At 65.9% G+C, this 18,942-nt stretch carries 15 protein-coding genes and 1 pseudogene; 7 read left to right on the forward strand and 9 right to left on the reverse strand.

All coding sequences use genetic code 11. From position 1 onward, the window contains the following. Positions 1 to 74 precede the first annotated feature (74 nt). Positions 75 to 2,453, forward strand: a complete 2,379-nt coding sequence (locus ACZ1G0_RS09695) for a hypothetical protein (RefSeq protein ID WP_472736759.1) — start codon at positions 75 to 77, stop codon at positions 2,451 to 2,453. Between the two features lie 47 nt (positions 2,454 to 2,500). Here ACZ1G0_RS09695 and tcuA read toward each other — a convergent pair whose 3' ends face one another. Together tcuA and ACZ1G0_RS09705 are read right to left on the reverse strand one after the other, a co-directional pair. Beyond that, entirely contained in the window at positions 2,501 to 3,571 is a 1,071-nt protein-coding gene (tcuA, locus tag ACZ1G0_RS09700; RefSeq protein ID WP_472736760.1) for an FAD-dependent tricarballylate dehydrogenase TcuA, read from the reverse strand. After that, positions 3,559 to 3,990: an FAD-binding protein gene (locus ACZ1G0_RS09705; RefSeq protein ID WP_472736761.1), complete on the reverse strand. Its 432-nt coding sequence runs from the start codon at positions 3,988 to 3,990 to the stop codon at positions 3,559 to 3,561. Before ACZ1G0_RS09705 ends, tcuA begins: the two co-directional genes overlap by 13 nt. A 65-nt stretch (positions 3,991 to 4,055) precedes the next feature. Between ACZ1G0_RS09705 and ACZ1G0_RS09710 the strand changes: the two genes are divergently transcribed. Together ACZ1G0_RS09710 and ACZ1G0_RS09715 are read left to right on the forward strand one after the other, a co-directional pair. Then, positions 4,056 to 4,715, forward strand: a complete 660-nt coding sequence (locus ACZ1G0_RS09710) for a GntR family transcriptional regulator (protein WP_472736762.1) — start codon at positions 4,056 to 4,058, stop codon at positions 4,713 to 4,715. Continuing rightward, positions 4,712 to 5,740 (forward strand): AbrB family transcriptional regulator, encoded by a 1,029-nt coding sequence (locus ACZ1G0_RS09715; protein WP_472736763.1) that lies wholly within the window; start codon positions 4,712 to 4,714, stop codon positions 5,738 to 5,740. The genes ACZ1G0_RS09710 and ACZ1G0_RS09715 overlap by 4 nt, the downstream gene beginning before the upstream one ends. A gap of 28 nt (positions 5,741 to 5,768) precedes the next feature. Here the strand turns inward: ACZ1G0_RS09715 and ACZ1G0_RS09720 are convergent, their stop codons facing one another. The 4 genes from ACZ1G0_RS09720 to ACZ1G0_RS09735 form a co-directional block, all read right to left on the reverse strand. Further along, positions 5,769 to 6,728, reverse strand: coding sequence for a D-2-hydroxyacid dehydrogenase family protein (locus ACZ1G0_RS09720; protein ID WP_472736764.1), 960 nt, complete (start codon positions 6,726 to 6,728; stop codon positions 5,769 to 5,771). Then, positions 6,725 to 7,828, reverse strand: coding sequence for a 4-oxalomesaconate tautomerase (locus tag ACZ1G0_RS09725; RefSeq protein WP_472736765.1), 1,104 nt, complete (start codon positions 7,826 to 7,828; stop codon positions 6,725 to 6,727). The genes ACZ1G0_RS09720 and ACZ1G0_RS09725 overlap by 4 nt, the downstream gene beginning before the upstream one ends. 44 nt (positions 7,829 to 7,872) lie before the next feature. Beyond that, positions 7,873 to 9,900, reverse strand: a complete 2,028-nt coding sequence (locus ACZ1G0_RS09730; RefSeq protein ID WP_472736766.1) for a tripartite tricarboxylate transporter permease — start codon at positions 9,898 to 9,900, stop codon at positions 7,873 to 7,875. Between the two features lie 93 nt (positions 9,901 to 9,993). Further along, entirely contained in the window at positions 9,994 to 11,085 is a 1,092-nt protein-coding gene (locus ACZ1G0_RS09735) for a tricarboxylate transporter (protein WP_472736767.1), read from the reverse strand. 137 nt (positions 11,086 to 11,222) lie between these two features. On the opposite strand from ACZ1G0_RS09735, the gene ACZ1G0_RS09740 reads away from it, so the two are divergent. Both ACZ1G0_RS09740 and ACZ1G0_RS09745 read left to right on the forward strand, forming a co-directional pair. Then, positions 11,223 to 11,891 carry a response regulator transcription factor gene (locus tag ACZ1G0_RS09740; RefSeq protein ID WP_472736768.1) on the forward strand — a complete coding sequence of 223 codons (669 nt, stop codon included), beginning with the start codon at positions 11,223 to 11,225 and terminating at the stop codon, positions 11,889 to 11,891. Beyond that, entirely contained in the window at positions 11,888 to 13,276 is a 1,389-nt protein-coding gene (locus tag ACZ1G0_RS09745) for a sensor histidine kinase (RefSeq protein ID WP_472736769.1), read from the forward strand. Before ACZ1G0_RS09740 ends, ACZ1G0_RS09745 begins: the two co-directional genes overlap by 4 nt. A 323-nt stretch (positions 13,277 to 13,599) precedes the next feature. Here ACZ1G0_RS09745 and ACZ1G0_RS09750 read toward each other — a convergent pair whose 3' ends face one another. Together ACZ1G0_RS09750 and ACZ1G0_RS09755 are read right to left on the reverse strand one after the other, a co-directional pair. Then, positions 13,600 to 14,931 carry an ABC1 kinase family protein gene (locus tag ACZ1G0_RS09750; RefSeq protein ID WP_472736770.1) on the reverse strand — a complete coding sequence of 444 codons (1,332 nt, stop codon included), beginning with the start codon at positions 14,929 to 14,931 and terminating at the stop codon, positions 13,600 to 13,602. Positions 14,932 to 14,962: 31 nt separating this feature from the next. Continuing rightward, positions 14,963 to 15,184 (reverse strand): DUF2805 domain-containing protein, encoded by a 222-nt coding sequence (locus tag ACZ1G0_RS09755; protein WP_472736771.1) that lies wholly within the window; start codon positions 15,182 to 15,184, stop codon positions 14,963 to 14,965. Between the two features lie 62 nt (positions 15,185 to 15,246). On the opposite strand from ACZ1G0_RS09755, the gene ACZ1G0_RS09760 reads away from it, so the two are divergent. Beyond that, positions 15,247 to 16,047 (forward strand): methyltransferase family protein, encoded by an 801-nt coding sequence (locus tag ACZ1G0_RS09760; RefSeq protein ID WP_472736772.1) that lies wholly within the window; start codon positions 15,247 to 15,249, stop codon positions 16,045 to 16,047. A 49-nt stretch (positions 16,048 to 16,096) separates the two neighbouring features. Further along, positions 16,097 to 17,766 (forward strand): annotated as a pseudogene (locus ACZ1G0_RS09765) (ABC transporter permease). A 63-nt stretch (positions 17,767 to 17,829) separates the two neighbouring features. Here the strand turns inward: ACZ1G0_RS09765 and ACZ1G0_RS09770 are convergent. After that, the gene (locus tag ACZ1G0_RS09770) at positions 17,830 to 18,852 is read right to left on the reverse strand and encodes an extracellular solute-binding protein (RefSeq protein ID WP_472736773.1); all 1,023 of its coding nucleotides are present in this window, start codon (positions 18,850 to 18,852) and stop codon (positions 17,830 to 17,832) included. Between the last annotated feature and the right edge of the window lie 90 nt (positions 18,853 to 18,942).

The raw sequence follows: 18,942 nt of genomic DNA on the forward strand, positions 1-18,942 counted from the left end.
ACCGGTGCCCCCTTGGCTCAAGGGTTTGCGGCCATCCGCGACTTTGTGCGCGACGAAGTGCAGACGGTTGCGCCATGAAACTGTGCGGGTTCGACATGAACGGCTGGCACGACCGGGTGGCCAAGAACTGGGTCTCGACCCCGGGCGAAGAGGATGACCTGACGCGGACAGAGGTCTTGGCAAACGGCCCCCTTTCAAGTGTCGTTCAGACCGGCACGGACAATGGCAAGGGCGGAACATGGATCGGCGGCCCCCAAGCGGACTTGGCCCCCCATGGCTTGGGTGGGGGCTGGGGCGACGTCGGGTCGGAGGAAAAGCGCGTGCGTGTGCGCGATTGCCTGCAGGACCCGGCCGACCACGGTCCACAGATCGGCGCAGCACTGGCCGGAATGGCGCGCGGGGCGGCCCACACTGTCTTGGCCATCGACGAGGGCTTTGACGAAAGGGCGCGCGAGGCGCTGTTGTCGGCCCTAGCGGCCGCACGGATCAAGAACCCGCTTTTGGTCTGGCGCCCGGTGCTGGCCGCGCTGACAGCGATCGAGGACCATGCCCTCGCCGCAGATCAAACCGTCGCCGTGATCTGCCATGACGCCGAGGGCGTCTCGATTCAGAGGCTGCGCATTTTGCGCGATGCGGACGGCAGCCTTGCGCCGGAACGTCGCCAAACCGCCCGCGCCCTTGTCTGCCATTTGGGCTATGGGGCCTTGGTTCAGCGATGCCGCACCGCCGCCTTGGCGGGTGCCCCCTATAACGCGCGGACAGCGCACCGGGTGTTGGCCGCTTCGGTCGGGCGCTGCGCCTTGGGCCAAGCCACCCCGCCCGAGGTGCTGCGCACGTGGGACGGCGGGTGGGATGTCATGGACCTGAGCACCGTGCGCCTTGTGGATGACACAGCGCCGATGCCCATCCTGCCCGACCTGTCCGGGTGTGATGCCGTTGTACTGGAAACCGTGGCCGAGGGGCCCGTCCGCGCCGCCCTGCACACTTGGGTCAAGGCCCATGTGCAGGGACCGGTGACGGCCCTGCCACCCGACACCGTGGCGCGGGGTGCCCTGCTGGCCGCCGGGCGCGTCGCACAGGGGCGGGCGGTCTATTTCGACTTTCTGCCGCAACTGTCGACCATAGTCTTCGACCGGCATGCGGCCACCAACTTTGACCTGATCACCCCGGGCGATACCGTGCGCGCCGGTGCCCTTTACCGCAGCCCCAAACCCGCCGTGCTGACCATTCCCGCGGGCAAGGATGCGATCACGGTGTACCTGCGCAAAGAGGCCGCGCCTGCCCCGCGCAAGGCCATCGTTCCCTTGGGGCGCACCGTGGCCACGCAGACCGATGTCGCCTTGCGGGTGGAACAAAAGCCCGCAGCCGGGCGCGCCAAGATCCTGCTGGACGCCCCCGGCTTGGGCCGCAGCTTCACCGTGAACTGGGACGAGGCCACCCCCGAGGATCAAGACTGGGACGCGATCATCGACAGCCTGAAATTCAAGGTGTCGATCCCGAACCGCATGGTGCTGCCCTGTGGCCCACAAGGGTGGCAGGGCCCCGGCGGTCTGGGCGCGCTGTTGCAGGAAAACGCAGACAAACGCGTGCCGGACTGGGAGGTTTTGGCAAAGCGCATGGCCAATCGGCTGGATGGGGTGCACTGCATTTCCAGCGATGGGGACATTCCAGCCGGGCCAGACGGGCCACCTGCGCATCAGATCGACGCATTGACCGCCGCCAACGCGCGCGCCTTGGAGTTGATCGCGGACCGCCTGAAGGGTCGCGACGCCCATGGCTACAACAGGGCGCTGCGCTTTGTGACGTGGCAGTTCAAACACTGCCCGCGCCCGGTGGCGGACTGGCTGTGCGACTGTGTCCGCGACCAATCCAATGCCCACCCGTTCATGGCCGCCTATGAACGCAGCGGCGCCTATCATTTCGGGTGGAAGCTGATCTACCACGGGTTGGGCCGTATCTGCCACGGCCCTGACATGGAGGCCAAGGCCCTGCGCACCCTTCTTGGTACGGACCTCAAAGGCTGGACCTGGGATCAGCAAACCGCAGGCGTGGCCTTTCTGCTCAGCCGTTCGGACAGCGCGGCCGCGGTGCTGACCCGGCGGGACGTGGAGGCCTTGTGCAACCGGGCCATCTGGGAAATCTACGACGCCCGCGAAAACCTGAGGGCCCGGCGATGGACGCTGGACTACGCGCCCTTGTTGATTGTCGGGCTGATGCGGCACCGGATCAAGGATCCCACCACGCTTGTGCTGGGCATGGATCCCCTGGCGCAAGAGGTACAGGCCGCGCTGGACACTTTTGAACAGGCCCTGCCCGCCCGGTCGTCCTTCGGGCAGCGCGTGCAAAACAAGCTGCGCAAATTCAACACCAATGCCGCCGGCATCCGCAAGGAGTTGGAAGGCGCGGGCACCAATCCGGACCTGCTGATGAACCTCTACGACGCGACGTCCTGATGGGGTCTGATGGGGCGCATCGCTGTGCGCCCCGTCAAGGCCCCTACTCAAGCCCCCGCATCTTGGCCCGCATCTTGGCCCGCATTTTGTCCGGCGCATCGGCCAAACACCGCGCCGGATGTCAGGCCCGATCCGCCGGGATACCCTTCGAAAAACACGCCGCCCACCATCTCACCGGCCGCATACAGCCCCGCAATCGGCGCGCCCTGCCCGTCCAGCACCGCACAGGTGTCCGACACCTTCAGCCCGCCGTAGGTAAAGGTAATGCCCGCCGTCACCGGATAGGCCTTGAACGGGGGCGTGTCCAACCGCTGCGCCCAGTTGGATTTGGGCAGGTCCAGCCCTTGGGTGCCCTTGCCGTCCAACGTGGTCGGATCAAACGGCACCGCGTCATCCACCGCTCCGTTGAAGGCATCCAGCGTGGCGCGGGCGGCGGCGGGATCCACCCCGTCCAGCTTGGCGCACAGATCGTCCAGCGTATCGGCCTGCACGAAATGGGCATCGTGGAACCGGTACTCGGCGTACAGCAGATCATCCACCTTGGCGTCAAAGACCTGCCACGCGAAATGCCCGGGCTGATCCAACACCGCCTTGCCGAATTGCGCATAGGTGTAGTTGCGGAAATTCTCGCCCTCGTCCACAAAGCGCGCGCCCTCGGCGTTCAGCATCACCCCGAGGAAGTAACAGATCTTGCGGTAGTTCTTCCGTTCTCCGGCGGGCAGGTCGAGGTTGGCGTAATCGGGCATATGCAGGTCCATGGGCGTGGCGTGGCAGCCATCCATCAGGCCGTAGGTCTGTGCGCCCACGGCCACCGCCATCTCCAGACCGTCCCCGGTGTTCATGGGGGTGCCCCGGACCTTGGCCTTGTCCCAATGCCCGCCCATCCAGTCGCGCCGCCGCTCCGTGCTGGCCTCAAAGCCGCCACAGGCCAGAATGACCGCATCGGCGGGAATGGCCTCTGCGCCCACCTGCACGCCCGTGACCCGGCCCGCGTCGTACAACAGGCCCGTGACCCCACTGTTGTACCGGATCGTGCCGCCCAGCCGTTCAAAGGCCGCCAGTTCCATGTCAAACAGGCCCACGCCCTCGTTCTCGGCGGCCAGGGTCAGCCCCCCCAAAAGACGTGCCGCCCGTCCTTTTCAAAACTCTGCCGTGAATAGATCGGTTCGAACTTCACCCCGTGGGACCCCAGCCACTGCATCGCGGGCAGGGACTGCGCGATCAACTGCTCCTGCTCGGGCGACAGGGGACGGCCGCCGTTGAACATCAACAGATCCTCGGCGAACTTCGCGGTGGTGTAGCCCCCGAAATCCGTATGGGCCAGACGCGGGTCGTGCGTGTCTTTCAGCAAGGGCATCAGATCCGCAACCCCGTCATAGGCGAACCGCATGGCCCCGGCGGTGTACTTGGTGTTGCCCCCCGCAAGGGCCGCATCCGCCTTTTCCAGCATCAGGACCTCGGCCCCCGCCTCCAACGCGGCAATCCCGGCACACAAGGCCGCGTTGCCCGATCCGACGACGATAATCTTCTTTGACATCTGCGATTCTCCTCTTTAGGGAATTGTGTATCCAAGCGGATACAATTTGCAAAGAGGGTTCCAGGATGCGGGCCGATCCCACCGACATGTCGCAAGACAAATCCCAGGGCGCCGTCGCTTTTGCCAAGCTGATGCAGGCCATTGAAACGGGGCTGTATCAACCGGGCGACCGCCTGCGCGAGGTCGAGATCGCCGAGCGTTTGGCCCTGTCGCGCACCCCCATCCGCGAGGCCCTGCGCCGATTGGAGGCCGAAAACATCGTCGAACACCGCCCCCGCGTGGGGGCCGTGATCCGCAAGCTGGGCCAGTCAGAGGTGGTGGAGCTGTACGAGATGCGCCTTGTCCTTGAACGCACCGCCGCCGAGATGGCCGCAAAACACAGCGCCGAGGCCGAGACCGACACATTGGCCAGCCTGAACGCGCAAATCGCCCAGACCCCGGACAACGCCGCGCGCGCCGCCGCGATCAACCAGAAGTTTCACCGCGCGATCTATCTGGCCGGGCGCAACCGCTTCTTGCTGGATGCGGCGCGGGCGATCAACAATGCGCTGTTGCTGTTGGGGCCGACGACCCTTGCGGATGCCGACCGGATCACGACCGTGGTCCATCAGCACTGCCAGATCATCGACGCGATCAGCGCGGGCGACATCGAAGGGGCCGGAGCCGCCGCCGAGGCGCATCTGCAAACCTCCCTGCGTTACCGCCTACAGGTCATGCGAGGATGAAGAACATCCTGCAAACCCATGTGATTGCTGGCCTTGGCGTGCTGGTCTTTCACACCCTGGGCCTGCCGCTGCCGTGGCTGCTGGGGCCTATCATCGCCTGCCTGATTGCCGCCCTCATGGGCGCGCAAATGCGCAGCGTGGCCTTTGTGAACAACGCAATGCGCTCGATCCTCGGGGTGGCGGTGGGGGCCACGTTCACCACGGCCCTTGTGGTCAGCATGGCGGGATACTGGACGACCCTGCTGCTGGTGCCGGTGATGGTGTTTCTGATCGGCCTGATCGGCGTGCCCTATTTCCAGCGCCTGTGGGGGTTTGATTTCGCCACCAGCTATTACTCGGCCATGCCCGGCGGGTTGCAGGACATGCTGCTGTTCGGCGAGGAGGCGGGCGGCGACGTACGCGCCCTGTCCCTGATCCACGCCACCCGCGTGATGGTCATCGTCGTGGCCCTGCCGTTCATCCTGAAGGGGTACTGGGGCGTTGATCTGAGCAATCCGCCCGGCGCGCCCGCCGCCAGCCTGCCCCTGTCGCAACTGGCGCTGATGGTCGTGGCCGGTCTGGCGGGGTGGCGCATCGCCAAGGCGGTGGGGCTGTTCGGGGCCTCGATCCTTGGGCCGATGATCCTTGCGGGGGTGATGGCGCTGACAGGGGTGCTGGAACACCGCCCCCCGGCCGAGGCGATCTGGGCCGCGCAATTTTTCATCGGCATGACCGTGGGCACCAAATACGCGGGCGTCACAGGCGAGGAGGTGCGCCGCGACGTGGCCGCCGCCCTTGGGTTTTGCGTTCTGCTGCTGATCCTGTCGGCGGCCTTTGTCGAGGTGATCTACCTGTTCCAGCTGGCCCCGCCCATGGAAACCCTGCTGGCCTTTGCCCCCGGCGGTCAGGCCGAGATGACCGTGCTGGCCCTGATTGCCGGGGCGGACATGGCCTTTGTCATTGCCCACCACGTGTTGCGGATCGTCACCGTGATCGTGGGGGCCCCCATCGCCGCGCGTCTGTTCAGTCAGTCCCCTGAAGATTGATCATTGGGGTATGATTACTGGGGTTTGATCATTGGGGATTGATCACATGGATCGGCGCGCCTGCGGCATAGGCGTTGATCTGGTCAAAGATGTCGCTGAATTGCAGGTCGTACTCATCCTCGGTCACAAAGCCGATGTGGGGCGTGGGCAGCACGTTTGGATGGGTCAGCAACGGGTGCGCCGTATCGCGCAGGGGTTCGGTGTCAAACACGTCTACCGCGGCGTGCAGCCCACCCCGGGTCACTGCATCCTCTAGGGCGCCGGGGGCGATCAGACCGGACCGCGCAGTGTTCACCAGCAGGCTGCGCGGGGCCATGGCGGCCAGATCCTCGGCGGTGATGATCCCGCGCGTGGCCGGTTTCAGGCGCACATGCAGGCTGACGATGTCAGAGGTGGCAAAGAAGGCCGCGCGGGTGTCGGCCACCCGCTGTCCGTCGGCACGCGCCCGGGCACGCCCCGCGTCAGAGGCCCACCACTGCACCCGCAGCCCCATGGCCCCGGCATACTCCGCCACGGCCCGCGCAATGCGCCCATAGCCATAAAGACCCAGCGTCCGCCCCCGCAGGGTGCGGCCCACGCCCATCTGCCAATGGCCCGCGCGCAGGCTTGCGACCTGTTGCGGGATCTGGCGATAGCTGGCCAGGATCAGGGCCAGCGTCATTTCCGCCGCCGCATAATTCGCCCCGCCCCCGGACATGTTGGAACACAGCATCACGCCGTGGGCCGTGCAGGCGGACACATCGATATGGGGATAGACGCTGCGCTGGCTGATCAGCTTCAGGTTCGGGGTGCGCTGCAACAGATCGGCCCCGATCTGCGTGCGTTCGCGGAACAGGACCAGCGCCTCGGCCTCCTGGATGCGGGCGGCCAGTCGCACGGGGTCGGGTTCGTGGTCTGTCCAGACGGTGACGTCATGGCCCGCCAGCTTGGCAAAACAGGGCAAGCCGCGCAGGGTGTCAAACCAATCGTCGAGGATATGGACCTTCATGGCCTGCACCAGACGGTTGCGGGGACCATGACCGCGCCCCGGGCCAACAGGCGGGCAGTGCGCACCAGACCGGCGGACCGCAGGTCGATGCCGTCCCCGGTCAGGTCATAATCCACCAAAACGTCAATCTGGCCCGCGGCGTGTTCCAGGGTCACGGTCGCGGGCCGCGCGTCGGACCGGGCGGCCATCCCCTCGGCCACGGTGCCCGGCGTCAACACGCACGAGGCCAGACATTGCGCCCCGGTGACGGCCATGGTCGGATGCGCCTTCCACGGCATGAAATAGCGCGTGGCGATGGTGCCGCCGTCCCGCGCGGGGGCCAAAAGACCGAACTTCGGCGTGACAGAGGACGCCACATCCTTGATCCCCATCGCCGTGCCCGCCTGAATCCGCACCGCCTCCATCGCGGCGAGGAAATCGGCGTTGTCGTTCAGCGCCTCGGCACTTTCATAACCCGTCAGGCCAAAGGCGGCCGCCCGTGCAATCACCATGGGCATGGCCACGTCCATGCAGGTCACGTCCACCCCGTCAAAGGTATCCACCAGCCGCCCCGTGGGCAGAAACGCCCCCGTGGCCCCGCCGATGGTGTCCATGAACTGCAACCCCACGGGGGCGGCGGTGCCGGGCACGCCGTCAATGGCCGCCTGCCCTGCATAGTCGACCACGCCGCCCGGGGTCTGGACCGTTGCGATGACCCGCGCGCCCGTGTTCACGGCGCGGATGTTCACGGTCGTCTGGCCGGGCACGGCGGGGACCAGCCCCATCTCGATCGCCGCAGGGCCCACGCCGGACAGGATGTTGCCGCAGGTGGGTTTGAAATCCACCGTGCGGTCCGTCACGCTGACCTGGGCAAAGAAGTAATCCACGTCCGCCCAATCCTCTTGCGCGGGGGACAACATCGCCACCTTGGTCGTCACGGCATTGCCGCCCCCGATCCCGTCGATGTTCAGGGGATGGCCCGCGCCGACCATGGCGATCAGCACCTGCGCCAGCGTGTCCAGATCCTGCGGCAGGTCCGCGCGGTTCAGGTAGGGGCCACGGGATGTGCCGCCGCGCAGGAACAGGAAGGGGATCTCGGTTTGGCTCGCGAAAACCGGCACGGGATTGAGATTGGAATTTGGTGTGGAATTTGGCATGGGCACACTCACGTCAGGGGCCAGGGCAGGTCGAAATAGGCTTGCAGCAGGCCCGGTGGGAAATCCCGGTTCAGCGTCCACGCCATGGCACAGATGAAGGCGATGCCCGCGCACGTATACAGCGCCGCATAGCCCCAGCCCTTGCCCGCGCGGATGCGGATGAACAGCAGTAGAAAGCCTGCAAGGGCGAGGATGAACCCAAACACCGCCGAGGCCAGCAACAGGGCCGCGAACCAGCCCAGGGTGGGCCACAGGCCGTGGACGTTGTCCGCCGCCTCCTCCGCCTCGCGGTCGGCAAAGATCGGCGATGTCTCGGGCGCGCGCATCATCTGCACCAGCAGCAGGGCGCAGCCCACAAGGGCGACCGTGGCCACAAAGACCGGGAACACACGGTCCATGCGGGCATAATCCGGGATGATCGCCGCGTTCCAGTAGGTCAGCGCGATATACCCCGTCACCGCCAGCAGAAAGATCAGCGGCGCCCGTTTGCTGCCTGCGGCCACGGCCCCTTCGGCCTGGATGTTCTTGGCCTGACGCAGGCCGATGACGACCGACAGCAGGGTGATGATGATCAGCACGATGACGATAGGGCTGAAGATGTATTCGATCCCCTCTTCAAAGCCGCGCCGAAAGCGGGACGCCCCGATCTGATAGGCTTGGTTGGTGTAGCGTTCCGCAGGCCCCGCCAGCACGAAACCGATCAGAAAGGCCGGGCGCGACCAGTCAAAGCGGCGCATCAGGATGCCCAGCAGGCCGATGCCGAACAGGGCCACCAGATCCCAGATTTCCTGACGGGACTGGAAGGCGGCAAAGGCGATGATCATGAACAGGAACGGGGCCAGCAGGGCAAAGCGGATCTCGGTCAGCTTGGCGATCCCACCCGAGGCGGCGATGCAGATCAGCGTGCCCACCACATTGGCCAGGGCCAGCAGCCAGACAATGGCATAGGTGAAATCAAGGTTGTTCTTGAGCATGGACGGCCCGACCTCGATCGAGCCTGTGCCCAGCAGGGCCACCGCCGAGATGAAGATCGCCATGGAGCCGGAGCCGGGGATGCCGAACAGCAGGGTCGGCACCAGACCGCCGCCCTCCTTGGCGTTGTTGGAGCTTTCGGGCCCGATGACCCCGCGCACATCGCCCGAACCGAACTGGGATTTGTCCTTGGCGGTCTGCACCGTGTGGCCATAGGCGATCCAATCCACCACGGACCCGCCCAGCCCCGGGATCACACCCACGATTACCCCGATCAGCGAACAGCGCACCGACAGCCATTTGTTGGCCCACCAATCCTTGACCCCTTCAAGCCACCCGCCCCCCAGCGGCGCGCGGTCCGAAATGGCCTTGTCCCGGCGCAGCAGGGCCACGATTTCGGGAATGGCAAAGATGCCAAGGCCAACGATCACCAGTTTAAGCCCGTCCACAAGGTAGGGCATGTCGTAGGTGGACATGCGCAGGGCGCCGGAACTGGCCCCCTCGCCGATGGTGCCCACAAGGATGCCAAGGCAGGCGGCGACCAGCCCCTTCAGGGCGATGCGCCCCGCAAGGATGCCCACCATGGACAGGCCAAAGATGGTGATCATCAACAGCTCTGGCGTCTGGAACAGCAGGACGATGGGACGGGCGGCCAGAATGAACACCGTCAGGAACGCCGCCCCCACCAGCCCGCCAAACAGCGACGCGGCAAAGGCGGCGGACAGGGCCCGCGCGGCCTTGCCCTTCTTGGCCATGGGAAAGCCGTCCAGCACCGTGGCCTGAGACGCCGAGGACCCCGGTATCCCCATCAGCACAGAGGCAAAGGTGTCAGAGGTCGGCACCACCGCCACCATGCCCACCATCAGGGCCAGCCCGGTGACAGGCTCCATCCCGAACATGAACGGCAACAGCAGGGACAGCCCCGCAATGCCCCCCAATCCGGGAAACACCCCGATACACAGCCCCATCATGACCCCAAGGACCAGAAAGCCGATCACGTGCGGTTGCAGGATCATGGCGAATGCGTCGTTCAACGCAGGCAATGCTGTCGCAAAGACCTCCATGGCGTCGTACCCCGAGTGTTAGGAATGGTGGGTTGTGTGGCTGCACGGCAAAACCCCACCCGCCCGGGGGCGGATGGGGTCGGTCGTGTGGCGTTACTGAAGGACGACGCCGTAGCGGTCCGCCAGCCAGCCAATGACATAGTCCTTGGCCTCTTGTGGCACGTCCGTGGCGCTGGCCATGGCTTTTTGCGCCGCCGCACCGGTCAGCTGCGGGTAGACACCCAGTCGCGCCTTGCTGATTTCGGCAAAGTCGTCACGCTCCTGAATGGCGGCAAAGGCCTCTGTAAAGGCGGTGATGGCCTCTTCAGGGGCACCGCGGGGCAGGAAGACCATCTTCTGGGCGGGGAAACCGGCCACGAAGAAGGCTTTCCACGCATCCCACTGCGCACCCGAGGTTTCGCAACCCTCGGTCGCATCGCAGACTTCCTTGAACGTCGGCATGTCAGGGAATGTGGGGTCGCGCACGATGTTGCCATCGGCGTCCAGCGCCCCGAAGGAGAACCACGGCACAGCCGTCCCCGCCTCGACCAGTGGCGTCACACCGGACAGAAAGCTGGACGAGGTCTGGTAGTCGATATTCGCCTCGCCCCGTTCAAACATCAAACGGCCATCGCCCCGGCCTTCGATCCCGAACACAGGCTCCACCTGCAGGCCCAGCATTTCCCAGGCCAACAGGGGCACAAGGTCCAGACGGGTCGCCCCCTGGGAGCCGTAGATGAAATCCTCACCCGCCAGCGCAGTGGCATCGCCGCCCTCGCCCAGTTGCCCATGCAGCGCAGGCGGCAGATAGGCCACACCGCCGGTGCCCGAGGCCAGAACCACATTCCAGTCGCGGTATTCATACCGCACCCGAGGATCGTTCAGCAGATAGGGAAACTGCGTGGACCCGGACGACCCAAAGATGGTCGTGCCATCCTCGTATTCCATGGCCTGAAACGCATTGGCCCCCTTGGTGGACCCAGCGCCGGGGTTGAACGTCACCACCACCGTGGGATTGCCTGGCAGCGCCTCGGACAGCAGGGGCGCATAGAAGTTGGCCCATTTCGCGGACCCACCGGTTTCCGAGAACGGGATGATCCATTCCACCGTCTTGCCGGACAGATCGAACCCATGACCATCGGCCATGGATTGCGTGGCCACCAAAGCGGACGTCAGCGCAAGCGCGCCAAGTGTTTTCTTGAGCATTGTTTTCCTCCCAGAAGGACCTGCTAGGCCCTGATCAACAGAATCAGAAGGTCTCCACACCTTCTTGATGCCGCGACCATGGGGTGGCATCCTTGCGTGAACCTTGCATCGCCCATCAAAGTTTAAGGACGCCGCCCGTGCGCATACTCGTCGTCGAAGACAATATCGCGGTCGCCAAGGGCCTGCGCTACCACCTGCAAGACAGCGGCCATGCCGTGGACATGGTGCACACCGGGGCGGACGCCGAGGCCCTGTTGCGCGGCGAGGACGTGGACATCGTGGTGCTGGATATCAACCTGCCCGAAATGGACGGGCTGACGGTGCTGCGCCGGATGCGCGCCCGGGACGACCTGCGCCCTGTCCTGCTGCTGACGGCGCAATCGGAAACCGAGGACAAGGTCACAGGGCTGGACGCGGGCGCCGACGACTACCTCAGCAAACCCTTCGAGATGGCCGAATTCGCCGCCCGCATCCGCGCCCTGTCCCGACGGGTGGTGGAAAAGCCCCGCGCGACACGGACCATCGGCGCGCTGACCTTCGACCAGACCGCGCGGATGATCGAGGGGCCAGGCGGCCCCCTTGATATCCCCCGACGCGAAGTGGCGCTGTTTGAACGGCTGTTGATGGCCAATGGCCGCATCGTCTCCAAACAGGCCCTGCTGGACAGCCTCTATGGCACCGGGGCCGAGGTGGACGAACCCGTGGTCGAGGTCTACGTGTCGCGCCTGCGCAAACGCCTTGCCCCCCATGGGGTGAAGATCACGGTCAAACGGGGCTTGGGCTATATGTTGCAGGCCGCCCCATGAAGCCCCCTATACGGCACAGCCTGTCCCTGCGCGCGCGCCTGACCCTGATCATCCTGCTGCCCCTGATGGGGGTCGCGGCCTTTGTGGGGGCTTGGGCCTACCGCGATGCACAGGACAACGCGGCACAGCAGTTCGACCGGTCCTTGCTGTCCACGGCGCTTGCGATCTCGCGGGATACGGCCGCCACCGGGGGCGATGCCCTGAGCGAAGAGACGCGCGACCTGTTGCGCGACACCTCTGGTGGGCTGGTGTTCTATCACGTCTATGCGCCCGACGGCGTCTTCGTCACCGGGTATGCCACGCCCCCCGTGCCGCCCAACGCCATCGGACCGGGCACGACGCAGACCTATTACAACGCCGTCTACCAGGGCGACCCCGTGCGCGCCCTGCGGTTTTCGCAGACCACCACCATTGACCGGATCGCCGGACCCTTCACCTTTACCGTGTGGCAACGGTTTTCCGTGCGCGATGGCTTTCTGGCGGCGCGCACGCGTCCAGTGTTCCTGATCATCGCGGCCCTGATTGGGGCCGTCGCCATCATCGTTTGGTTCGGCGTGGCCCAGGGCCTTGCCCCCCTGATTGATCTGGAAGAGGCGATTGCCCGCCGTTCCGCCCGGGATCTGTCCCCGATCAAGCGGCGCATCCCCCAAGAGGTGACGGGCATCGTGGGTCAGTTCAACGCCCTGTTGGCCGAACTGTCCCGCACCCTGGAGGTCAAGAACGCCTTTATCTCGGACGCGGCGCACCAGCTGCGCAATCCCATTGCCGGGGTGCTGGGCTTGGCGGAATCCGTGGCCAGCGCCAAGACCCCCGAGGCCCTGCGCGAACGCACCGCCGACCTGCTGGACGCCGCCCGGGACGCAGGGCACCTGGCCAACAACCTGCTGACCCTCGAACGGGCGCAGGCGGGCCTGTCGGACGATCAGTGCACCCGGTTCAGCCCCGGGCCAACCCTGCGCACCATCGCCGACAAAGCGGCGGCGCAGGCGCAGGCGCAGGGCGTCACCCTGCACACCGCCATAGGCGACGCCCTGCCCCCGGTCCAAGGCGACCCGGTGATGTTTGAACAGGCCCTTTTGAACATCCTGCGCAATGCCCTGAACCACGGCGGCCCGAACCTGTCAGGGATCTGGATCACAGCCACCCACGCGGCGGGTGCCCTGGTCGTGCAGATCACCGATGACGGCAAGGGCATCGCCGAGGCGGACTTTGACCGCGCCCTCGGTCGGTTCAGTCAGATCGGCCCCAGTGCGGGGTCCGGTCTGGGCCTGCCCATCGCCGCCGCCGTGGCCCGGGGCTTTGGCGGCGATCTGACCCTGTCACGCACCGGCGGGGCGCAGGGGTCGCAGGGCACCTTCACGGTGACATTCCGCTGCCCCGTGTGACGGGCTTGGTCAGGGGCGCGTTGTAAGGTGGGTCAGGCATCGCACATCCGCCCCGATTTCACCGACCTGCGCGCAAACATGCACGGGTCGCGCCCGACCCGAGCGGGATCGTGCACGCATCAGCGCGCCCCCTTTGCCGGGGCAAAAGCGCCCTGACCGGCCCATGGCTGCGCACCGACAGCACGCGTGGTGCCCGTGCGGGGGGACCGCGCCCGCCCCCCGGTTTCGGGCCGGCGGATCGGCACGCAGCGGTCCGCGAGGCCTTTGGCGGTGCGGGTGTCGTGGGGGTGGTTGTCGTGGGGTGTGGCGGGGTGAAAATTCGCTTATTTATCAGTGACAAAGCGGTCGATCAGCGCGCCCACATCCACAAAGGCCCCCAACCGCGCGCCCAGCAGAAACACGCCCCCCAGCTTGCGCTGCACCAGCAGCACATCCAGGGGCAGCGGCGGCGGGACATAGCCCCCCTCGGCCAGCTTTATCCCCTCGGCCTGCATGGCGCGGTTCAGGGTCGGGTCCGCAAAATCAAACGGCACCTGATCCCGAATCGCCCCAAACGCCAGCCGCACCATGGCCACCAATCGCTCCGCGTGTGCCGCGGCGGTGTCGGGCGTCAGCACCCCCATCTCGGTCAGGCCTGCGTGCAGCGCGCCCGCATCATCCGCCCGCGCCGCGCGCAACATCCGGCGGTATTGGTCCAGGATCACCGGGTCAATCGCGCGACTGGCCCCGAAATCCAGCAGGATAATCCGTTCGTTTTCAGTATCATAGAGGTAGTTGGCAAAGTTCGGGTCCGTCTGCATGACGCCAAACACGAACAACTCGCGCAAGGTCAGTTCGATCATGTCATGGGCGATGCGGTTGCGGGTGTCCTGATCCAGATCCCGCGCGGCCTCGATGGGGCGGCCGGCCACATACTCCATGGCAAGGATCTGATCCGTGCTGAAATCCGGGTACATCCGGGGCACCTTGAAGCGCGGCTGATCCGCCAGCAGAGCGCCAAAGCGCGACAGCTCCGCCCCCTCGCGGGCATAATCCGTTTCCTCGTGCAGCTGCTTGCGCGCTTCCTCCAGATAGGGGGCCAGTTCGAACCCCTTGGGCAAAAGGCCCGACATCTTGATCAGCACACCGACGTTGGCCACATCGCTGTCGATGCTTTGGGCAACACCGGGGTATTGCACCTTGATCGCCATATCGCGGCCATCGTGCGTCTGGGCGCGGTGGACCTGCCCGATCGACGCCGCCGCGATAGGCCGCACGTCGAACCGCTTGAACCGGCGCAGCCAGTCGGGCGACCACTGGGTGGTCAGCACCTGTTTCAACTGCGCAGGCGGCATGAAATGGGCATCGTCCCGCAGGCGCGCCATGATCTGCGCAAGCTCCGGCGGCAGCATGTCGCCCGTATCCATCGAGACCAGCTGTCCGATTTTCATCGCCGCCCCGCGCATCTTGGCCAGCTGATCGGCCACTCGGGACACATTGCCGGGCGTCAGCAACAGGTTTCGCATGCGCGGGCGTTGCCCCTGACCCAACTGCACCAGCCCGCCCACGGCCATGTTCCCCGCGACCCCAGCGGTCATGGCAGACAGGCGGGCCACCCGGGACAAGCGGCTGGCGGGGACGGGCATGGGGCGGGGATCGGGGCGCTGTGTGGTCATGAAGGGAAGGTAGGGCGCTGTGCCAACGCGCCTACTTGTAATGGGCGCGGCGGTCGGAAAAGCTGCGCACCCGCTTGCGCCAAGCCCTGTAGCTGCCCGGTTTCAGGGTGTCGCGCATCAAGGCTTTGACCTGTTTTTCGGACAGCCCGTACTCTGCCTCGATCTGGGCAAAGCTGGCGTGATCGGACAGGGCCATTTCGACAATGGCGCTGACGTATGCGGGGGGCAGGGTTTCAGGTGCATCTTGTGACATGGCACACAGGTAGGGGGCGCGGCCCTCTGGGCAAATGGGTCGGGAAAACTAGCTGGCGGGTCATGGACAAACTGAACCGCCTGATCGCTTTGGCCCTTGGGGCCCTGCGCCCGCCCCCGGGGCGGGGCCGCATTGCGCTGGCCTATGCCTATGGGATCACTTGCCACACGATCTTTGCCGCCGCCGTGCTGGCCATGATCGTGGCGATGTTCTTTGGCATGTCGCGCAGTTTCGGGGCGGTGCCTGCCCCTTGGGGCTGGCTGGCCAACCTTGCCCTGATCGTGCAATTCCCGCTGCTCCATTCGATCCTGCTGACCCCGCGCGGCGGCTGGGTCTTGGGCCGCCTTGCGCCGGGGGGCCACGGGCGCACCCTGTCCACCACGACCTACGCCATCATCGCCTCGATACAACTGTTGGCGCTGTTTGCCCTGTGGACGCCCAGCGGCGTGATCTGGTGGCAGGCCACGGGCACGGCGTTTTACGCCATTTGCGCCGCATATGCCGCATCCTGGCTGTTGTTGATGTGGGCCAGCTTTGACGCCGGGGCCGAGGTGCAGTCGGGTGCGCTTGGCTGGATGTCCCTCGCCGCCGCCCGCGCGCCTCGGTTCCCCGACATGCCCGAGGCGGGCCTGTTCCGCGTGATCCGACAGCCGATCTACGTGGCCTTTGCCCTGACCACGTGGACCGTGCCGGTCTGGACGCCGGACCAGTTGATGCTGGCGGTGGGGCTGACAAGCTACTGCCTGCTGGCCCCCATCCTGAAGGAGCGGCGGTTCCACACCCGCTACGGCCCCCGCTTTGCCGCCTACGCCGCCCGGGTGCCCTATGCCCTGCCCCGCCTGACCCGCTTGCGCGGGAAATAAGGAGAAGTGGGGGTTTGCGCCCCCGCGCGCCGTATCCTAGGACAGATGCATGACTGATATGCCCGCCCCCCAGACCACCCGTTCCCAGACCGCGCGCTCCCGGTTCTCCGGCATTGGGGCCATGATGATCCTTGCGGCCGTGATCGCGGCCCTCTGCGCCCTGCCCCTGATCGGTGTGGCTCTTGTGGGGCTGCTGTCGGACGGGGCCACCTTTGCCCGGCTGGCGGACACGGTCCTGCCCGGCTATGTGGGCAACACGCTGGGCCTTGTGGCGCTGGTGGCCACGGGCACCTTTGTGATCGGTACGGGCACGGCGTGGCTGGTGACGACCTGCGCCTTTCCGGGCCGCCGCGTGTTGGAGGTGCTGCTGGTCGTACCGCTCGCCTTCCCGGCCTATGTGCTGGCCTATGCCTACACCCATGTGCTGGACCATCCGGGCATCGTGCAATCGACCTTGCGTGATGTGATGGGCTGGGGCCCGAGGGACTATTGGTTCCCCGAAATCCGGTCCCTGGGCGGGGCGGCGGCGATGCTGACGATCGTGCTGTACCCTTACGTCTATCTGCTGGCCCGCACGGCGTTCGGTGCGCAAGGGGCGGCGGTGGTGCTGGCCGCGCGCAGCCTGGGGCAATCGGCCTGGGGCACTTTCCTGCGCGTGTCCCTGCCCATGGCGCGGCCTGCCATCGCCTCGGGCGTGCTGCTGGCCACGATGGAGACCATTGCCGACTTCGGCACCGTCGCCCATTTCGGAGTGCAGACCTTTGCCACGGGCATCTATACCAGTTGGTTCACCCTCGCCGACCGCGGGGCGGCGGCACAACTGGCCCTTGGCCTGCTGGCCTTTGCCCTGCTGCTAGCCCTGTTGGAGCGTTATGGCCGCAGGCGGGCCACCTACGCCACCAAGCACACCCGCGCCATGGACCGGGTACACCTGACCGGCACGCGCGCCTGGGCCGCCACCGCCGCCTGTGCCCTGCCCGTCCTGCTGGGTGTCGTGATCCCGACCGTGACCCTGCTGATCATGGCCGTGGGGTCGGGGCAGGACCTGACGTCGCGCCGCTACATGGGCTTCATCACCAATTCCCTGACATTGGCCAGCGTGGCCGCCCTGATCACCGTGGCCGCCGCCATCATCCTGGGCAGTGTGCAGCGCGCGGCACCGGGGCGTCTGACCAACGGTGCGATCTACATCGGGCGGCTGGGCTATGCGGTGCCGGGCGGGGTGATCGCCGTGGGCCTGTTCGTGCCCTTTGCCGCCTTTGACAATGCGTTGGATGCATGGATGCGGGCGACCTTCGACATCTCGACGGGGCTCTTGTTCACAGGCTCCATCTGGGTGCTGGTGATCGCCTATCTGGTACGCTTCATGGCCGCGGCCCTTGGCGCCTACGAGACCGGCGTGTCCAGCATCGGCCCCAACCTCGACGCGGTCTCGCGCGTGTTGGGGCAATCGGCGGCGGGAACGGTACGGCGCATCCACATTCCGCTGATGACGCCCGCGATCCTGACCGCAGGCCTGATCGTGTTTGTGGACGTGATGAAGGAGTTGCCCGCAACCCTGATCATGCGCCCCTTCAACTATGACACGTTGGCGGTCCAGGCCTTCCGCCTTGCGGCCGATGAACGGCTGGAGGGGGCGGCGGTCCCCTCCTCGTCATTGCGGGCATCGGGTTGATCCCGGTGATCCTGCTGTGCCGCCGGGTGCGCCAAGGCGTCTAGGCGCGCCACCCGAAACGCAAACAGGCCCCCGAAGGGGCCTGCCGCGCACCGCTGATCGGGGGATTATTCCCAGCCGACGCGCCCAAAGATCTCGTTCGCCGTGGCCACATTGGCCGCGATGTCAGAGGCCTTCAGATCGTCCGGCTTGAACAAACCCAGTGCGGCCACCGATGGGGACAGACCCACACCTGGCACGGCGGGGTATTCATCGTTGCCCGCGCTGAAGTACTGCTGCGCCTGATCGCTGGCGAGATACTCCAGGAACTTCACCGCGTTTTCCTTGTTGGGCGCATTGGCTGCCACACCGCCGCCCGACAGGTTCATATGCGCCCCTTCGGCGTCCTGGGCCGGGAAGACCCAACCGATGTTGTCCAGCGCCTCTGCGTCCAGCCCGCTGACGTCTTTGCGCAGGGCCCGTGCAAAGTAGTAGGTGTTGGAGATCGAGATATCACACTCCCCCGACGCCAGCCCGCGCAGCTGGTCCGTGTCGCCGCCCTGTGGGTCACGGGCAAAGTTGTTCACAAAGCCTTGGGCCCAAGCCTCGGCTGCCTCAGCCCCGTGGTTGGCGATGACAGCCGCCGTCAGTGTTTGCGAATACACGTTGGTCGAGGACCGATGGCACACCATGCCCGCATAGGCCGGATCGGCCAGATCGGTGTAGGACTTCGGTGGGTTTGCTACGTCCGTCTTGTCGTAGAAGATGATCCGCGCGCGCTGGCTGAAGCCGAACCACTGGTTGTCGTCATCTTGCAGATAGGCCGGGATGCGCGCCTCCAGGACATCGCTGTCCACGGATTGCAGCACGCCTGCGGCCTTGGCCCGCTCCAGACGCGAGGTGTCGACTGTCAGCAGAATGTCAGCCGGAGAGTTGGCCCCCTCTGCCTCCATACGTGCGATCAGCTCGTCCGCCTTGCCTTCGATCCGGTTGATGGTGATGCCTGTCATCTCTTCGAAATCCGAATACAGACGCTCGTCCGTGTCGTAGTGACGCGACGAGTACAGGTTCAGCTCGCCTTCTGCAAAGGCAGGCACGGCAGGCAAGGCAACGGTCGCGGCCAGAACGGCCATGATGGTCTTGGTACGCATGGTGTGTTTCCCTGAGTGTTAAAAACGCCCTCTGCATACCCGACCAATTTACTTGGTCAATCCTTTTCCGACAAAAACACTCTGTAAAAG

The sequence above is a fragment of the Thalassobacter sp. HA4-2 genome, assembly GCF_055693705.1.